The sequence below is a fragment of the Motilibacter aurantiacus genome, from assembly GCF_011250645.1.
Taxonomy (GTDB): domain Bacteria; phylum Actinomycetota; class Actinomycetes; order Motilibacterales; family Motilibacteraceae; genus Motilibacter_A; species Motilibacter_A aurantiacus.
In genome coordinates this window covers 48,708-65,045 of the sequence record NZ_JAANNO010000002.1, presented here as the reverse complement: position 1 = coordinate 65,045, position 16,338 = coordinate 48,708, and the positions used below count along the sequence as shown (strand labels likewise).

The 16,338-nt window shown below is 77.4% G+C and carries 17 protein-coding genes; 9 read left to right on the top strand and 8 right to left on the bottom strand.

Features of this window, described 5'->3' with window-relative positions:
• Nucleotides 1–129 precede the first annotated feature (129 nt).
• Both G9H72_RS04325 and G9H72_RS04320 read left to right on the top strand, forming a co-directional pair.
• On the top strand, nt 130–1,635 hold the full coding sequence (locus G9H72_RS04325) for a ParB/RepB/Spo0J family partition protein (RefSeq protein ID WP_166168066.1): 1,506 nt from the start codon (nt 130–132) through the stop codon (nt 1,633–1,635).
• Complete coding sequence (locus G9H72_RS04320; RefSeq protein ID WP_166168063.1) at nt 1,632–2,501, top strand: ParA family protein; 870 nt, start codon at nt 1,632–1,634, stop codon at nt 2,499–2,501. Before G9H72_RS04325 ends, G9H72_RS04320 begins: the two co-directional genes overlap by 4 nt.
• Before the next feature lie 10 nt (nt 2,502–2,511).
• Here the strand turns inward: G9H72_RS04320 and G9H72_RS04315 are convergent, their stop codons facing one another.
• The 5 genes from G9H72_RS04315 to G9H72_RS04295 form a co-directional block, all read right to left on the bottom strand.
• Complete coding sequence (locus G9H72_RS04315; RefSeq protein ID WP_166168060.1) at nt 2,512–3,354, bottom strand: cutinase family protein; 843 nt, start codon at nt 3,352–3,354, stop codon at nt 2,512–2,514.
• Between the two features lie 88 nt (nt 3,355–3,442).
• Complete coding sequence (locus tag G9H72_RS04310; protein ID WP_166168053.1) at nt 3,443–3,946, bottom strand: mycothiol transferase; 504 nt, start codon at nt 3,944–3,946, stop codon at nt 3,443–3,445.
• A gap of 105 nt (nt 3,947–4,051) precedes the next feature.
• The gene (locus G9H72_RS04305) at nt 4,052–4,795 is read right to left on the bottom strand and encodes an RES family NAD+ phosphorylase (RefSeq protein ID WP_166168048.1); all 744 of its coding nucleotides are present in this window, start codon (nt 4,793–4,795) and stop codon (nt 4,052–4,054) included.
• A complete protein-coding gene (locus G9H72_RS04300; protein ID WP_166168043.1) occupies nt 4,795–5,397 on the bottom strand; it encodes an antitoxin Xre/MbcA/ParS toxin-binding domain-containing protein in 603 nt (200 codons plus the stop codon). The genes G9H72_RS04305 and G9H72_RS04300 overlap by 1 nt, the downstream gene beginning before the upstream one ends.
• 69 nt (nt 5,398–5,466) lie before the next feature.
• Nucleotides 5,467–6,237, bottom strand: a complete 771-nt coding sequence (locus G9H72_RS04295) for a SprT-like domain-containing protein (protein ID WP_166168040.1) — start codon at nt 6,235–6,237, stop codon at nt 5,467–5,469.
• Between the two features lie 274 nt (nt 6,238–6,511).
• Between G9H72_RS04295 and G9H72_RS04290 the strand changes: the two genes are divergently transcribed.
• Nucleotides 6,512–7,828, top strand: coding sequence for a multidrug effflux MFS transporter (locus tag G9H72_RS04290; protein WP_166168037.1), 1,317 nt, complete (start codon nt 6,512–6,514; stop codon nt 7,826–7,828).
• A gap of 18 nt (nt 7,829–7,846) precedes the next feature.
• Here the strand turns inward: G9H72_RS04290 and G9H72_RS04285 are convergent, their stop codons facing one another.
• Nucleotides 7,847–8,395 (bottom strand): DUF4188 domain-containing protein, encoded by a 549-nt coding sequence (locus tag G9H72_RS04285; protein WP_166168033.1) that lies wholly within the window; start codon nt 8,393–8,395, stop codon nt 7,847–7,849.
• Nucleotides 8,396–8,432: 37 nt separating this feature from the next.
• Here G9H72_RS04285 and G9H72_RS04280 point away from each other — a divergent pair, with 37 nt between their 5' ends.
• Nucleotides 8,433–9,098 (top strand): TetR/AcrR family transcriptional regulator, encoded by a 666-nt coding sequence (locus G9H72_RS04280; protein ID WP_166168028.1) that lies wholly within the window; start codon nt 8,433–8,435, stop codon nt 9,096–9,098.
• Here G9H72_RS04280 and G9H72_RS21270 read toward each other — a convergent pair.
• Both G9H72_RS21270 and G9H72_RS21265 read right to left on the bottom strand, forming a co-directional pair.
• Nucleotides 9,070–9,765 (bottom strand): saccharopine dehydrogenase family protein, encoded by a 696-nt coding sequence (locus G9H72_RS21270; RefSeq protein WP_231126423.1) that lies wholly within the window; start codon nt 9,763–9,765, stop codon nt 9,070–9,072. The two genes, G9H72_RS04280 and G9H72_RS21270, sit on opposite strands and share 29 nt — an antisense overlap.
• Nucleotides 9,678–10,325, bottom strand: a complete 648-nt coding sequence (locus G9H72_RS21265; protein WP_331271973.1) for a saccharopine dehydrogenase NADP-binding domain-containing protein — start codon at nt 10,323–10,325, stop codon at nt 9,678–9,680. The genes G9H72_RS21270 and G9H72_RS21265 overlap by 88 nt, the downstream gene beginning before the upstream one ends.
• A gap of 96 nt (nt 10,326–10,421) precedes the next feature.
• Between G9H72_RS21265 and G9H72_RS04270 the strand changes: the two genes are divergently transcribed.
• The 5 genes from G9H72_RS04270 (at nt 10,422) to G9H72_RS04250 (ending at nt 16,334) form a co-directional block, all read left to right on the top strand.
• Nucleotides 10,422–12,086, top strand: coding sequence for a coiled-coil domain-containing protein (locus tag G9H72_RS04270; RefSeq protein ID WP_166168025.1), 1,665 nt, complete (start codon nt 10,422–10,424; stop codon nt 12,084–12,086).
• Nucleotides 12,083–13,129, top strand: a complete 1,047-nt coding sequence (locus G9H72_RS04265) for a coiled-coil domain-containing protein (RefSeq protein WP_166168022.1) — start codon at nt 12,083–12,085, stop codon at nt 13,127–13,129. Before G9H72_RS04270 ends, G9H72_RS04265 begins: the two co-directional genes overlap by 4 nt.
• 90 nt (nt 13,130–13,219) lie before the next feature.
• Entirely contained in the window at nt 13,220–14,077 is an 858-nt protein-coding gene (locus tag G9H72_RS04260) for a DUF1206 domain-containing protein (protein WP_166168017.1), read from the top strand.
• Entirely contained in the window at nt 14,074–15,141 is a 1,068-nt protein-coding gene (locus tag G9H72_RS04255; protein WP_166168014.1) for an AI-2E family transporter, read from the top strand. The genes G9H72_RS04260 and G9H72_RS04255 overlap by 4 nt, the downstream gene beginning before the upstream one ends.
• Complete coding sequence (locus G9H72_RS04250; protein WP_166168011.1) at nt 15,138–16,334, top strand: AI-2E family transporter; 1,197 nt, start codon at nt 15,138–15,140, stop codon at nt 16,332–16,334. Before G9H72_RS04255 ends, G9H72_RS04250 begins: the two co-directional genes overlap by 4 nt.
• The last annotated feature ends 4 nt before the right edge of the window (nt 16,335–16,338 follow it).

Here is a 16,338-nt window from a genome sequence, read left to right as displayed (position 1 = left end):
CGCCGGAATCACTCGAGCAGCAGCGGCGCGCCGCCTTGAACGGGCCCCCACCCGCTGGCGTAGACAGTGCCCGTCCGACTCGCCCGCCCGTCCGGCGCGGCGAGCCGATCGACCGGCGAAAGGACTTCTGTGGCACCCAGCAGCAGGCGAGGGCGCGGGCTCGAGGGCTCCGCCGTGGCGGCGCTCACCCGACGGGTGCCCGCGGCCACGTCCGAGGAGCATTTCCCGGCCCGCAGCGGGCGCATCGTCGCGGCCCTCGCGCGCCCCGGGCAGGAGGCCGGCCCGGGCCGGGCGGTCCTCGACGTGCCGCTGTCCGACATCGCCGAGAACCCGGACAACCCGCGCAGCGCGGTCGGGGACGTCACCGAGCTCGCCGCGTCGATCCGGGAGAGCGGGGTCCAGCAGCCCGTCACCCTCGTGCCGACCGCCGCCTGGGTCGCCACCCACCCGGACCACGCGGCAGCCATGGCCGGGCGGAGCTACGTGGTGGTCATGGGCCACCGGCGCCGGGCGGCCTCGCTGCTGGCCGAGCGCGCGACGCTGCCGGCGATCGTCCGCGAGGACCTTGCCGACCCGGTCGAGGCGCTGGTCGCGGCCGGGCTGGAGAACCTGCACCGCGAGGACCTCACGCCGTTGGACGAGGCCCGCCAGTACGCCGCGCTGGCCGAGCGCGGAGTCAGCCAGCGCGACATCGCCCGCCGGCTCGGGGTCGCCCAGAGCCAGGTGTCCAAGCGGCTCGCCCTGCTCCGGCTGGCCCCGTCGGCCCGGCGCGACCTCGCCGAGGGCGCCCTCTCGCTCGCCGACGCCGCCGCGCTCGCGGCGATGCCGGCCGAGCAGGCCGAGGCGGCGTACGGGCTGGCCAAGGAGCGGTCGCTGCCGGTCCCGGCGGCGGTGCAGGAGCTGACCCGCCGGGCCGAGGCGCAGCGGGCCGTCGAGCAGGCGCAGGAGCAGGCGGCGCGCGAGGGCGTCCCCCTCGTCGAGCCGGAGGCCGTGTGGGGCTCCGAGGCGGCGGAGGGCCGGCGGCTGCACACGGACGAGGAGGTGGTGGCATCCCGTGCGGCGGGGACGCTGGTCGCCGTCGCGACGCCGCAGGGCCTGGAGTACTACACGTCCGCCGAGACCGTGCCGGGGGACCCCGAAGGCCCCGTCGCGGCCCCCGACGAGGAGCGCGAGCGCCGGCGCGCGACCAAGGCCCGCGCTGCGGCGTGCACCGCGCTCGTGCAGGCGCCGCCGGACGCCCGCGCGCTCCTGCGCGAGCTGGCCGAGGCGGCCCTGCACCGCCGGGTGGACAGCGCCGGCGCGCTCAAGCTCGTCCACGGCTGGCTCGGGCGCCGGATCGGGGACACCTACGCCAAGGACCCGCAGGTCTGGCGGGACAGCCTGGCGACGGGCCCGGACCGGCAGCACGCGTGGGGCGCGTGGGCCATGACCGTCGCGGCGGACGAGCTCGCGGCCCGGGCTCCGCGCGAGGAGTGGGGGAGGCGGGAGGCCGCCCACGTCCAGCGGCTCGTCGACGCGGTCGGCTACGTCCCCACCCCGTGGGAGCAACGCCGGCTGGGCCAGGCGCGGGACGCGCCGCCCGCCGGTGATTCCGGCGGAATCAGCGCCGGCACCCCTGCAGAGGACGTCCAGTGATCACAGTCGCCATCGCGAACCAGGCGGGGTCGGCCGGGAAGACGACCAGCGCCGTGACCCTCGCCGCCCTGCTCGCCCAGGGTGGGCACGAGGTCCTGCTCCTCGACTCCGACGGCCAGGCCAATGCCACCACCTGGCTCGGGGTGGACGAGCCTGCGGCCACCCTCGGTGACGTGCTGCTGCGCCGGCGAGGGCTCACGCTCGTCGACGCCGCCGTGGAGACCGACGTGCCGCGGCTGCGGCTCGTGCCCGCGGACGACCGGCTCGACGCCGACGCGGTCGAGCTGGCCCGCTCGCTCGGCGGCGAGCAGCGGCTGCGCCAGGCGCTGGAGGCGATGGCCGAGCAGCAGGCGGCCGCGGACGTCACGATCATCGACTGCCCGGGGGCGCTGAGCATCTTCACGATCGCAGCGCTCGTCGCAGCGGACTCGGTAATCACCGTGGCCCAGCCGACGGTCAAGGAGCTGGCCGGCGTGCCGAAGCTGGAGGGCACGGTCGAGGACGTCCGCAGCGCCTACAACCCCAAGCTGTCCCTCGCCGGCGTGATCCCGTGCAACGTGCCGCCCACCGGGGCGGGCGTGCTCTACGCGCAGGCGCTCGCCCTGCTGGCCGAGAACTACGGCGACATCGTCACTCCCGCGGTCCGGCGCAGCGTGCGGGTCCCGGAGGCGTACGCCCAGCAGCGGCCGCTCCCCGTGCACTCCCCGCGGGAGGCGGTCACCGAGGACTACCGCGCGGTGCTGGACGCCCTGGCCCGGGCGGGCGTCCTGCCCGCGTCGGGGGATCCGCTCGACCCGCCGGCCCCCCGGCGGCGGGCGATTCCGGCGGAATCACGGGCGCGGACGGAGGAGCCCGGGCTGTGGTGAGGGCCGTTCCTCAACGCGCCAGCGCCGCGGCGATCTCCGTGGCGGCCTGGTCCACGCCCTTGCCGGGCAGGTCGTACGCCGAGTGCGCCGTGTTGCGGAACGCCGCGAGGTTGTTCGTGCAGACCGCGTCGCCGGAGTCGCACCAGGACCCGACCCTGCCGGCGAGGTCGGCCGGGACGTACGGCACGCGGGCCTCGAGGATCCCGCTGTCCACCAGGCAGCCGGCGCTGCCGCGGCGCCAGGGGGACCTGCTGCCGCCGCGGCAGGCCGGGGGGACGATGCCCTTGCCCTCGGGCAGGTGAAGCTTCGGGTCGCCGAAGAGCGCGACGTACGCGACCCGCGCCCGCAGGGCGGGGGCCAGCCCGGCCAGGGCGTCACCGATGACGTGCGCGCCCTGCGAGTAGCCGCTCAGCACGAAGCGCTCGCCCGGGCAGAGCGCGGAGCGGGCCGAGAGGTAGGCCGCCGTCTCGGCGACCCCCTGGGCGACGCTGGCCCGGTAGCTGCCGAGGCCGGTCCAGGACAGGTCTGCGCCGATCATGGTGAGGAAGGCCTCGGTGGAGTCGGTGCCGACGCCGACCGCCGGGTAGCGGGCCGCGCCCTGGGCATGGGTGCCGAGCTCGTACGTGCCCACCGGTCGCGCCGCGAGCGCTGCGAGCGACGCGGAGAAGAAGCGGGTAACCTCCCCGGCGCCCAGCGGCTGGCCGGAGCCACGGGCGAAGACCAGCGTGGCGTCGGTGCAGGCCACGGCGGCCCCGGCGGCGGCCGCCGGGGCGGGACCGGGCAGCCCGAGCAGGCACGCGACGACCGCGCACGCCGTGAGCAGGGCACGAGGAAGGCGGCGCGAGACGGACATGGCTGCTCCCGGGACGACGGCGGTGCGACGTCCCGGAATCTAGGTGACCGGACGGGCCGCCCGCGCCGTGCAGACGCGGCCATGGCCGCTAGCTGCCAAGCAGGCCCTTCACGTACGCCGCCTGCCCCAGGTGCTGCATGTCGTCCCCGACGACGCTGACGAGGCGCACGCCGAGCGTGACCGGGGGGTCCCAGCGTTCGTCGACGACCCGGTCCAGGTCGGCGTCGGTGAGGCTGCCGACGTACTCCAGCGTGCGGTCCACGACGGCGTCGAGGTAGCCCGCGAGCAGCTCGGCGCCCGCCCGCACCTGCCCCACCTGGGCCGCGGACTGCCCGTAGCCGGTCTCGCCGGTCTCGAACGGCAGCCCGAACCGGTCGGCCCAGCCCTGGGCCGTCCACACCTGCTCGTAGCCGCCGGCCTCGGCGAGGTGGTCGTCCTGCACGCGGGCCAGGTGCCACACCAGCCAGGCGATCGAGTTGCCCGTGCCGTCGGGCCGGGTCGCCAGCTGCTCCCCCGAGAGCCCGTCGACCGCGTCGTGCCCGAGCTCCTTCATCCGCTCGAAGGCGTCCTTCAGCAGGTCAGCGACGGTCATCGGCGTCTCCTCGTGATCGGGTGCAGTCGTCCTCTCCCCAGGCCGTCGACGGCGCATTCACGGGCGAGCCTCCGGCCCAGGCCGGCCGGGACGCCTCGCGGCCGGTCAGCCGGGGCGCTCCACCGGCGTCACGGCGACGTCCCACGGCCGGGCAGCCACCCCGGTCCCGAACGGCGCCAGCTCGGTCAGCAGCCGGATCGAGCGGGCGAGCGGCGTGCTCGACCCCTGCCACCCGCCGACCCGGTGCCGCGGCCCGGCGGGGCCGAAGAGCGCCACGTTGCGCGCCGCGTGCGTGGGGTCGTGGCGGATCGTGCCGCTGATCCCGTCGAAGCCGGCCCGGCGCAGGCCTCCCGCCCAGCGGTGGGCCAGCGCGTAGTCATCGCCGCCCACGAGGTCGGCGGTGACGCCGAACGGCCGGGATGCGGGTGCGCGCAGGTCGGCGAGCCGGGGTGGGGCCGGCGCCGTGCGCGTCACGGTGAGCAGCCGGCGGCTCTCGACGTCGACGCGGTCGACGAGCCCGCAGCCGCGGAAGACCTCCAGCCAGGCGGCGTAGGCCCGGTCGGCGAAGTAGCAGGTGCCCTCGGGGCGTGGCAGGTCGAACCGGCCGGGCAGCCGGCTGGGCAGGCTGGAGAAGAACCACGGCGTACGCCGCTCGCCGGACTCGGGGTCGCGGGCGCGCCAGATGCGGAAGAAGGGGCCGGTCGCCCGGGCCGCGTCCACCGCGGGGAAGCCGTCGAAGGACCCCTCGCGGCCGGGCGCCGGGAAGCCGGCGGGCCCGCTGCCGGGGGGACCCGCGGGCGGCTCGGAGGGGGGCTCGAGCGGTGGCTCGGGGGAGCGGGGCCGCTGCATCAGGCCGCCAGGCTCCGCGCCCATCCGCGGGCGGCGGCGGCGACGGGGGCCGGGCTGCCCTCCCGGAGCACGTCGACGGGGCGCTCGCCGTCGAGCGCGGGCTGCGGAGACACCAGCCAGGAGGCGACCGTCCACCGCGACACCAGCGGCTCGGGCAGCTCCGCGAGCACGTCGTCGAGCCCGGCGAGCGGGGCGCCGTCGGCGAACTGGAAGCGCGGGTAGACGACCCGCCCGGAGCCGGTCGTCAGGGCAAGGAGCCCCTTGCGCTTGCTCACCGCCTGCTTGCTGATGAGGCGCCCGCCGCGTGAGAGCAGCGTGCGCACGCCCTCCACGTCGTAGAACGCGCCGAGGTGCGCCTCCCACGCGGCCGCCGTGTCGACGACGCGGCCCGCAGTCTCGCGGGCGAGCGCGTCCGGGTCGTCGACGCGGTCGAGCCGGCTGCCGTCCGGGTCGCGCAGCAGCAGCTCGGCGATCATGGAGTTGACGAAGCGCTGCTGGCTGGGACGCAGGCCCACCAGCGCGGGCGGGGCGGCAGAGCGCCGGGCAGCCGTGCTCGTCGCGGTCGCGGACGGCGAGCGGACGATGCGCTGGGACGGGCTCACGGCGGCTCCTCGGTCAACGACGTCAACCTCCAGCCTACCCGGAGGGTCAACGTCGTCAACCGGCAGTGGCTACTGCCGCTCGACCAGCTCGAACGGCGCCGCCACCAGCCCGAGCCGGGTGCGGACGTGATAGCGGGTACGGCCGCGCTTCTCGATCGTCCCGCGGAGCCCGGCGTACTTGCCCCGGCCGCCCAGCCGCACGGCAGCCCCGACGGGCAGCGCGGCCGGGCCGGGCGCGGTCGGGCGCGGGGTCGCCGTCACCGAGGCCGCGGCGGTCTGCCCGCCCGCGGAGGCCGCCCCCGCTTGCGCGGCCTGAGCCGTGCGGGCCGCTCGCGCCGCCCGGCTCCGGTAGAACGCGAGCTGCGCCTCGTACGCCGGGTGCATCGGCACCTCCTGTCCTCGGTAGGTCCAGCGGAAGACCGCCGACAAGTCGAACCGGCGCGAGCACTTCGCGCACGACTGGACCTTCTCCGGCCGGCGGTGCCGGGTGGTCTCGTGGCCCTGCGGGCACACCCCCAGCCACGGCCCGGGGGCGCGCTCGGCCGTCGCGGGGACGCACCGTTCCCCGCTGCAGCCGATGGCGAGCGCCCGGGCCCGCCAGACCCGGTCGTGGCCGTGCCGGGGGCCCACGAGGGCGTGCGCGATCTCGTGGAGCAGGGTGTCGCGGACCTCGGCCGCGGTGTGCAGCTGGGTCAGGACGCGGCTCAGCCCGATCTCCTTGCGCTCGAAGCGGCACACCCCGGCGCGGGTCTTGGCGTTGTCGAACACCAGCCTCCAGCCGGCCAGGCCGTGTCGGTGCAGGAGCTCCTCGCCGTGCGCCCTGGCCTCCGCAAGCTCCATCGTCCCCGTCTCCTCGTCCTGTCCGTCCTGACGTCCAGCGTGCCTGGGCCCGGCGCCGAGCGCGGCGGCCGCGCGCGGCGAGCCTGCAGCCGCGGACGTCGCCGGCACGGTCGAACTATCGCCGACGCCACTGACACCGCGGCCCGGGGCACGGCGGGACGACAATCGACAAGGGGTCGGAGCCGTCCGTCTGACATCCTTGTCCGGTCCGGACAGCGCGGTCCGTGCGTCCGCTCCCGGGCGCAGCCCCACCCTCGAAGGACGACGACACCGCATGACCGCGACAACCGATGCCCGCGACGCCGAAACGGCTCCCCCTCCCACCGTCTCCCCGCGTGAGCGGCTCCGCCTGGTCGCGGTCCTCGGCCTGCTCGTGGCCCTCGGCCCCTTCACCATCGACCTCTACCTGCCGGCGCTGCCGACGATCACCGAGGACCTGGGGACGACCGAGGCCGCGGTCCAGCTCACGCTGACCGGGACGCTGGCCGGCCTCGCGGTCGGCCAGCTGGTGATCGGCCCGCTGTCGGACGCGTTCGGCCGCCGCCGGCCGCTGCTGGCCGGGACCGCGCTGCACGTCGTCGCCTCGGCCCTGTGCGTCGTGGCGCCCGACGTGGCGGTGCTCGGCGTGCTCCGGGTCGCCCAGGGGCTCGGCGCCGCCGCCGCGACCGTCGTCGCGCTCGCCGTCGTGCGGGACCTGTTCTCCGGCCTCGCCGCGGCCACGATGTTCTCCCGCCTCATGCTGGTGCTCGGCACCTCGCCGGTCCTGGCCCCGACGATCGGTGGCGAGCTGCTGCGCTGGACCGAGTGGCGCGGCATCTTCATCGCGCTCGCCCTGCTCGGCGCCGTGCTCATGGCGCTGTCGGCCCTGGCCCTGCGCGAGACGCTGCCCCCGTCCCGCCGGCGTCGCGGGGGAGTGCGCGACACGGCGGCGGCCTACGTCGCCCTGCTGCGCGACCGCCCGTACGTCGGGCTCGTCCTCGTCATCGGCCTGTCCATGGCCTCGCTGCTGGCCTACGTCGCCGGCTCGTCGTTCGTCCTGCAGGACCAGTTCGGCCTCTCCGAGCAGCAGTTCGGGCTGGCCTTCGCGGCCAACGCCGTCGCCGTCATCGGGGCCACGCAGCTCAACGTCCGGCTGCTGCGCCGCTGGGGGCCGCAGCAGCTGCTCGTGGCCGCGCTGGCGGTGGGCACGGGCGCCGGCCTGGTCATGCTCGCGCTCGCGGCGACCGGGACCGGAGGCCTGGCCGGGATCCTCGTCCCCCTCTTCGTCTCCCTGGCCGGCTTCGGGATGGCAGGGCCGAACGCCCAGGCGCTCGCGCTGCTGCGGCACGGCGAGGCCGCCGGCACCGCGGCGGCCCTGCTCGGGGCGGCGCAGTTCGGCATCGGCTCGCTCGCCTCCCCGCTCGTCGGCGCGCTCGGCAACGACGGGACGGCGATGGCCGCGCTCGTCGCCGGTGGGATGGCGGCTGCGGCCCTCGTCCTGGTCACGGTGGTCCGCCCCTGGCAGCTGGCCGGCTTCGAGGCGTCGACCGTCCGGCTGGCCGCCGAGGGTGGAACGACCGGCGCGGCGGACCCCGGCGCGGCCAGGCGATAGGCCGCGCCACTACCGCGGCTACCGGTGGGCGCCGTCGGGCTGCGGGACGAGCTCGCCGGCCGCGTCGACGACCGGGACGTCCGGCGTACGCGCGTCCAGCCGGTGTGCCGCCCGCTCACCGCGCCGGGCGACCGGGCCGACGCCCAGCGCCCGGCCGAGGCCGTACGCCGGCATGCCGACGTAGATCGACTCGCGCGAGCCGCCGGGCACGAGGTACGTCTCGTGGAAGATGCCGGCGGCGTCCCCCGCGCTGCGCGCCTGCTTGTTGAACGCCCGCCAGGCCGGCAGGTGCTCGCGGTCGGCGGCGCGGGCGTACGCGTCGAGGTGCTCGAAGGACCGCCAGTACTGCACGACGAGGATGACGCGGCCGGAGTAGTAGGTCCGTGCGTCGAGCATCCCGAGCTCGGGCCGGCACCAGAGCTCGCGCAGCATGCGCGGCATGGCGAGGGCCGCCGGCAGCCAGCTGCGGACGGCCCGTAGCCGGTTCACCCGCATGCCGATGAGGAAGACCACGACGTCGTCGTCGGTCGCCGCCGTCATGCGCCCGGGAACCACTGTCGCGGACATGCCCGTCCCTCCGTCGCAAGATGTGTACGCTGTCAACATGGCAGCAGATGTTGACAGTGTCAACTCCCGCGCGAAGCGGCCCTACCACCACGGGCGGCTGCGCGAGGCGCTGCTCGAAGGGGCGCTCGCCCTTGCGCAGGAGGGCGGCCCGGCCGCGGTCGGGGTGCGCGAGGTCGCACGCCGGGCGGGGGTGTCGCCCACCGCGGCGTACCGGCACTTCTCCAGCCGCGAGGACCTCGTCACCGCGGTCCGTGACGAGGCCATGCTGCAGCTCGCAGCGCGGATGCGGGCCGAGGCCGCCGAGGGCGAGCGCTCGGCCGCGGGAGCGCTGCGCGCCACGGGCGCGGCGTACGTCCAGTTCGCGCTCGACGAGCCGGGGCTGTTCCGGGCGGCCTTCACCCCCTGCCCCACCCCGCCGGGCGGCACGGAGGAGGACGACCCGTACGCCCTGCTCGGCGCCGCGCTCGACGGCCTGGTCGACGAGGGCCGGCTCACGGCGGAGGGCCGGACGGGCGCGGAGCAGGTGGCCTGGGCGTGCGTGCACGGCGTCGCGCAGCTCGTGCTGGAGGGACAGCTGCCCGACGAGGTCGAGCAGGCGGTCCGGGAGCGGCGGCCCGGCAGCCTGCTCGACCGGGTGCTCGACGTGATCCGCGAGGGGCTGGTGGCCAGCTCGCCTACGGCCACCGCGTCGTCGTCAACGTGAAGCCCGCGCCCCGCAGCCGCTCGGCCAGCCTCGGGCCCAGGGCGGCGGCCGGAGTGAGCACCCCCGCCCGGTGCGGCAGGAGCCCCGCGTCCAGCGCCAGGGCCAGCGCGCTCTCGGCCAGCATCCGCGCCGTCGCGCCGTAGCCGGGGTCGAAGGGCGCCGCGACCGTGGCCGCGTACCGCGCGCCCGTCCCGGTCACCGTGTACGTCGTCGTGCCGAAGTGCCCGGCCTCCTGCACCTCGGGGGACGGTGCCTCCCCGGGCGTCGGGAGCACGCGGTCGAGCACCCGGCGGGAGGGTGGACGGGCGAGCAGCGCGCCGGCCACCCCCAGCCCTGCGGCCACGGCGGCCGCGGCCGGCAGGCCCAGGCGTCCGCCGCCGACGTGCAGCGCCTCCGAGTAGTCCAGCTCGTGCCCGTAGTCGAATGCCTGCAACGCATTGCTGCGATGGACGATTCGTGAATTGAACGCGGCCATCGGGAACGGCGCGGTCCAGACGCCGGCGACGCTGCGGACCGCCCGCCGGCGGCCGGTCGGAAGGGGCCGGTCGGCGGACGGGCTCAAGGCGTACGGGTCCCGGGTCAGCGCCCGCGCCCGAGCGCCGGCGCGCGCGGCGTCCAGCTCCCCGCGCAGGCTCTCGAACGTGCTGCCACCGATCCCGCCGCGCATCGGGCCGGCGACGAGCACCGTGCGGGTGAGGCCGCCCGACCCGTCCGCGCGCGGTCCGCGAGCAGCAGGGCCGCGAGGTCGGAGGGCACGGCGTCGAACCCGCAGGCGTGGACGACGCGCGTCCCCTCGCCCGCGGCAGCGGCGTGGAACCGGTCGATGCTCTCGCGCACGAACAGGGTCTCGCCGGTGACGTCGGCGTAGTGGGCCCCGGCTCGGGTGCAGGCGGCGACGACGGGCAGGCCGTGCCGGGCGTACGGGCCGACCGTGGTCGCGACGACGCGCGCGCTCTCGGCAAGGGCGTCGAGCGAGCGGTCGTCGGCGGTGTCGGCGACCAGCAGCGGCCACGTCGCGGCTCGCTCGGGGAGCGTGTCGCGCAGCCGGCCCAGCGCCTCCGGTGAGCGGCCGGCGAGCCCGATCCGAGCCCCCGCCGGAGCCGCGGCCGCGAGGTACGCGGCGGCCACCCGCCCCACGGACCCGGTCGCGCCGAGCAGGGCGACGTCCAGCCGGCCGTCGGGACGGCGCTCAGGAAGGCGCTCGGGACGGCCCGTGGTCGGCAGCACGCCCGGAGTATGCGGAGCGGCGGGCGCCGGGAAACCGCCAGAGGGGCCTGCCCTGGCCGTCGCCTCAGCCGGAGAGAAATGGCACTATGCGGCACTATGGACGTGCAGGCCGACGAGCGAGCTCCGGGACCCGAGGCGTCGCCGGCCCTCATCGACCTCAGCGCGAGCGGGCAGGCCGCCCGGCTGCTCGTCACGGCGCAGCGCCAGGCCGACATGGTCCGCGCCCAGGCCGAGCGGGACGCCGCCGCCGCCCTCGCGGACGTCGAGAGCCAGCGCGAGGAGACCCGGCGGCTGCACGCCGAGGCCGGCCGCGCCGTCACCGTGGTGGCGGAGGCGGAGGCCCGCGCCGAGGCGCTGCTCGCCGAGGCGACGGAGCGGGCGGAGGCGCTCGACGCCCGGAGCCGTGCCGAGGCCGAGGCCCGCCGTTCGGAGGCGCGTGACGAGGCGGCGCAGCTGCTCGCGGACGCCGCCGACCAGAGCGCGCTCCTGGCCGAGGCCACCGACCGGCAGTGCACGGAGCTGGTCGCGGCCGCGCGGAGCGTGGCCGAGCAGGCCCGGGCGGAGGCCGCCGAGGAGGCCGGCGCCCTCCGTGCGGCGGCGGTGGCGGCCCTCGAGCAGGCGCGCGCCGAAGCGGCCCGGCTGGTGGAGGACGCCACCCGTGACGCGCAGGCCCGTCGGGAGGCGGCCGAGCAGGAGGCCCGACGGGTCGAGGCCGAGGCCGAGGAGGCCGCGGCCGGCGCGCGCACCGCCGCCGACGCGTACGCCGGGCAGACCCGGCAGGAGGCCGAGCGGGTCGCCCTGGAGTGGCGGGCGGAGGCCCGCTCCGAGCTCGACGAGGCCCGCCGGGAGGCGGCCGCGGCCCGGGAGGCGGCGGCCGCGGAGGCTGCCCGCACCCTGGACTCGGCGCAGGCGACGAGCGACGCGCAGCTGGCCGAGGCCGCCGAGCAGACCGAGTGGGCGCAGAAGACCGTCGAGTCGCTGCTGGCCGCGGCGGAGGCGGAGGCCGCGGCGGCGCGGTCGAAGGCGCACGCGGAGGCCGCGCAGACCGTGCGCCGGGTGCGCGAGGAGGTCGTGGCGTTGCTCGAGCGCGCCCGTACGTCCGCTCGCGAGCGCACCGAGCAGGCCGAGCGCGAGGTCGCCGAGCTGCACGCCCGCAGCGCGGGGATCGTCGAGCGCGCCGAGGAGCAGGCCGCTCGCCTGGTCGGCGAGGCCGAGCAGCGCGCCGCCGCCGAGCTCGCCGAGGCCCGACGCTCCGCGCAGGCGCTCGAGGAGCGCGCCGCCCGCCGCATGGAGGAGGCCGACGCGGGGGCGCGGGCCTTGCGCGAGCGGGTGGCCGAGCAGACGGCCCAGGCCCAGCGCGAGACCCAGGACCTGCGCCGCGCCGCGCGGGCCGAGGCCACCGAGCTGGTCGCCGACGCCCGCCAGGAGGCGGACACGCTGCGGACCGACGCGCACGAGATCCTCGACCGCGCCCGCAACGAGGTGGCGGTCCTGACCCGCCGCCGCGACGAGATCGCGAACGAGCTCGCCTCGCTCTCCGGGGTGATCGAGGCGCTCGCCGTGCCCGGGCCGCCCACCACCGGCTCCGCCCACCCGCCCGCCGCCCCGCAGGCCGGCCCGCCGGCCGCCATAGCCAATGTCGCCGCCAATGTTTCCGCCGATGTCGCCGCTGGGCAGGCGCCGCTGCCCGCCGGCCCCGCTGAGCCGAGCCACCCCGAGCCGCACCCCGCCCCACCCTCCGAGGACAGGACGCCGGTATGACCGACAGCGCCCCCCAGTTCGCGATCTCCCGTCGGGGCTACGAGCCGGCCCAGGTCGACAGCTTCGTCACCCAGCTGCAGAGCCGGCTCGAGTACGCCCAGAGCCAGGCCGCGGACCTCGCCCGCACCGTCGACCAGCTCCAACAGGCGGCGGAGGCGGCGAGAGCGGCCGGCGAGCCGACGACGGCGCCGAGCAGCTACGAGGGGCTCGGCGCCCGGGTGCAGCAGATCCTCGCGCTCGCGGAGGAGGAGGCGGCCCAGCTGCGTGTGGAGGCCGCCGAGGACGCCCAGCGGCAGCGCGAGCTGACCGAGCAGGCTGCCCAGAAGCAGCGCACGGAGGCCGAGCGGTACGCCGGGGAGCTGCGCGCGGACGCCGACGCGCAGGCGGCGCGGACGCTGGAGGAGTCCCGGCGGCAGGCCGACACCATCCGCGACGAGGCCGACCGCGAGGCGGCGGCCCGCCGCGAGGAGGCCGAGGCCCTCTACGAGTCCCAGCGGGCCCGCGCGGCGGAGGCGGCAGCCGACTTCGAGACCACGTTGGCCGAGCGCCGGCGCCGCGCCGAGGCCGAGTTCGCGGAGCGGACCGCGGCGGCGGAGCGCCAGTTCGCCGAGGCGCAGGAGCGCGCGGACCAGCTGCGGCTCGAGTCGGACAAGCTGCGCCAGGACGCCGAGCGCAAGGCGGCGCGAGCGGTCGAGGAGGCCCAGCGGCAGGCCGAGGAGATCGTCGGCGACGCCAAGGCCCGGGCGGCGCAGATCCGCGCCGACTCCGAGCGCGAGCTGGTCGCCGCCACGCAACGTCGGGACAGCATCAACGCCCAGCTCACCAACGTGCGGCGCATGCTCGCGACCCTCGGTGGCGCCGCGCTGCCCAACCCGCTCGGGGACGCGTCGCCCGAGGCGCCGTCCGCGGATGGGCAGCCGGACGTGGTCGACCTGACCGCCCTGGAGGCGGCCGGCTCGGCGCAGGAACCCGAGGCGGCCAACGACCAGGCCGGGCCGACCGGCGCCACCGAGTCCGCCGGCGTGGGCGTGCCGCCGCGCTGACGCGCCCCCGGGGCGAGGGCCCCACTGCTGGCCGCCCTCTTGAGAGCCGCCGCAGCGGGGTAGGGCTCCGGGCGACTCGGGAGGGACGCCATGGGCAACGTCGGCAGTACCGTCACCAACCCCCGCCTGCGCGGCGCCGGCCGCCAGGCCGCGGGATCGGCCCGCGCGGCCGCCGACAGCGTCTGGGTCGAGCGGCTCGCCCGCGTCGGCCTGGCCGGCCGGGGGCTGGTGTGGGCGCTCATCGGAGTGCTCGCCGTGCGCATCGCGCTGGGGGAGCGCTCGGGGCAGGCCGACCAGGAGGGGGCCTTCGCCACGCTCGCGCAGAACGGCGCCGGCAAGGCGCTGCTCTGGCTGGTCGCCGCCGGGTTCGTCGGCTACGCGGTCTGGCAGGCGACCGAGGCGGGGTGGGGCCACCGGGACGCCGGCTCCGACCGCTCACGGGCGTTCGGCAGGCTGGAGTCGGCGGCGCAGGCCGTGCTCTACGCGGGGCTCGCCGTCCTGGCGGCCCGCACCGCCCTGGGCAGCGGCGGCGGACAGGGCAGCGAGAGCGTCACGGCGCGACTGCTCGGCACGACCGGCGGCAGGCCGCTCGTCGTGGCCGCCGGGCTCGTGGTGATCGGCATCGCCGTCGCGCTGACCTGGAAGGGGCTCTCGACCTCCTTCGAGGAGCGGCTGGACGTCGGCCGCGTCCCGCCGGCGGCACGTGAGCCGGTCCGCCGGCTGGGGCAGGCGGGCTACGTCTCCCGCGGCGTGGTCCTCGCGCTGGTCGGCGCGCTCGTCATCGGGGCGGCGGCCACCTTCGACCCGGACAAGGCGCGCGGCCTCGACGCCGCCCTGACCGAGCTGGCCGGCCAGCCGTACGGCCGCTACCTCCTGCTGCTCGCGGCCGCCGGGCTGCTGTGCTTCGGGGCGTACTCCTTCGTCGAGGCGCGCTACCGCCGGCTGTGAGCCAGCCGGACGCGACGGCCCGGGAAGCCGTCCGCACCGTCGATGTCGAGCCGCGCTCGCTGCTGCTGTTCTGCGGCGTCGTGGCCGCCGTCGTCGTCGCGGTGGACGTGGGCCGCGGAGTGCGCGGCACCCTGGTGCAACTGATGGTCGCCCTGGTGCTGGCCCTCGCCCTCGACCGGGTCGTCGGCGCGGTCCAGCGCCGGCTGCGCCTCGGGCGCGGGGCCGCGGTGGCGCTCGTGGTCGGCGTGTCGGCGACGCTGACCGCGGGCGCGCTCGTGCTGCTCGCGCGGGCCATGGTCCGGCAGGCGACCCAGGGCAGCCTCGACGCGGGGGCCGTGGCCGCGGACCTGGAGGAGACGCCGGTCGTCGGCGAGCTGGTGCGCCGCTACGAGGTGTCCGAGCGGGTGCAGTCCTGGCTGGGCGGCCTGCCCGAGCGGCTCGACTCCGGCCTCGGTGCCATCGGCGGCACCGTGCGGCTGCTGCTCGACGCGGTCACCGGGGCGGCGCTCACCTTCCTGCTCGTGGTGCTCCTGCTCCTCGAGGGCCCGCAGCTGGTCGCGGCGGCCCACCGGCGGCTGCCGCCCGCGCGGCGCGAGCTGGCGTCCCGGCTGGGCTCGAGCCTCTACGTCGCCATCGGGCGCTATGCCGTGGGCTCGCTGGCGCTCGCGATGCTCGCGGGGTCGGCCGCCCTCGCGATCGGCCTCGCCCTCGGGGTGCCGCTCGCCGTCGCGGCCGGGCTGTGGGCGCTGCTGTGGAACTTCGTCCCCCAGCTCGGCGGGATCGTGGGCGGGGGAGCGCTCGTCGTGCTGGCCGCGACGCGCAGCGTGGGCACCGCGCTGGTGGCGCTCGCCCTGTGGCTGGCCTACTCCCAGCTGGAGAACCGCCTCGTGCAGCCCGTCGTCATCGGAAGGGCGGTCCAGCTCTCTCCGATGACGACGATGCTCGGCGCGCTCGGCGGGGCGGCCGTCGCGGGGCTCGTCGGCGCCGTCCTCGCGGTGCCGCTCGCCGCGGCGGCCAAGGTCGCCTACACCGAGCTCAGGCCGCGGAGCGTCCCGCTCCCATGAGCTCGAGCTCGCGTACCCGGCTCCAGCTCGACCTGGCCACCGCGGTGCGGGTCGTCGCGGCCGGCGCCGGCACCCTGGCGGTCCTCCTCGCGCTCGACCGGGCACGTCACGTCGTCGCCTGGGCCCTCACCGCGGCGGCGGTCGCCTTCCTGCTCGACGGCCCCGTCCGGCTCCTGGGACGCGTGATGCGGCGCGGCCTGGCGGTCGCCGTCGTGACGGTCACGACGCTGGCCTCGATCGCCCTCGTGACGTACGAGGTCGGCAACACCGTCGTCCTGCAGTACCGCCGGCTGCAGGACGCCGCCCCCCGGGCTGCGGCCGACCTGCTCGCGGACTGGGGGGTGCGGGACCGCGAGCAGGCCGACGAGCTGGTCGACCGCGTACGCCTGCTGATCGACGAGGCGCCCACCCGGCTGCTGGGCGCCCCGCGCGAGGTGGCCGAGGGGACGCTGTCCCGGCTGGCGATCTTCGCCGTCGTGGCGACGCTCGCCGTGTTCATGCTCGGCAGCGGCCGCCGCGCGCTGGGCCGGCTGGCCAAGGCGGTCGCCGCCGCGACGGGGGACCGGCTCTCGACCACGCAGGCCGGGCGCGGGCTCGTCCACGGCGCCGCCACCGCCCGGCGGGCCGTCCTGCACGCGGCGGTCGCCGGGCTCGCCGTCGCCGGGCTCGGAGCGGCCGTCGACGTCCCGGGGGCCCAGCCCATCGGCCTGTGGGTGGCCATGTGGCGGCTGCTGCCGTTCCTCGGCCTCGTGGTCGCATACGTGCCGTCCCTCGCCCTGCTCTGGCTGACGGTCCCGCGCGAGCAGGCTCTGCTGGTGGCGGCCTCCGTCCTCGTGGTGGAGCTGGCCATGGCCTACCTCGTCCATCGGCGCGCCCGGCGCGAGCGCCCGCCCGTGCGGCTCGTCTCCTCGCTGGCCCTGCTCGGGGGCTTCGAGATGTACGGCGTGGTCGGCGCCGTCGTGTCCTTCGTGCTGGCGCACGTGGCCGCCGGGGTCGTGCGGGAGCTGCTCGCCGAGGAGGCAGGCGACACAGGTGACGGGGGCGAGGCAGAGGACCCGGACGGCGCGGGCGACCCACACGACGCCGGCGACCCGGACGACGCGGCCGGCTCCGGCCCGTCGACCGGTGGGCCCGGACGTGACACGCCCGTTGCGTCCCGTGGCCCTGCCGGCAACACGGCAGGCGCACCATAGGGCG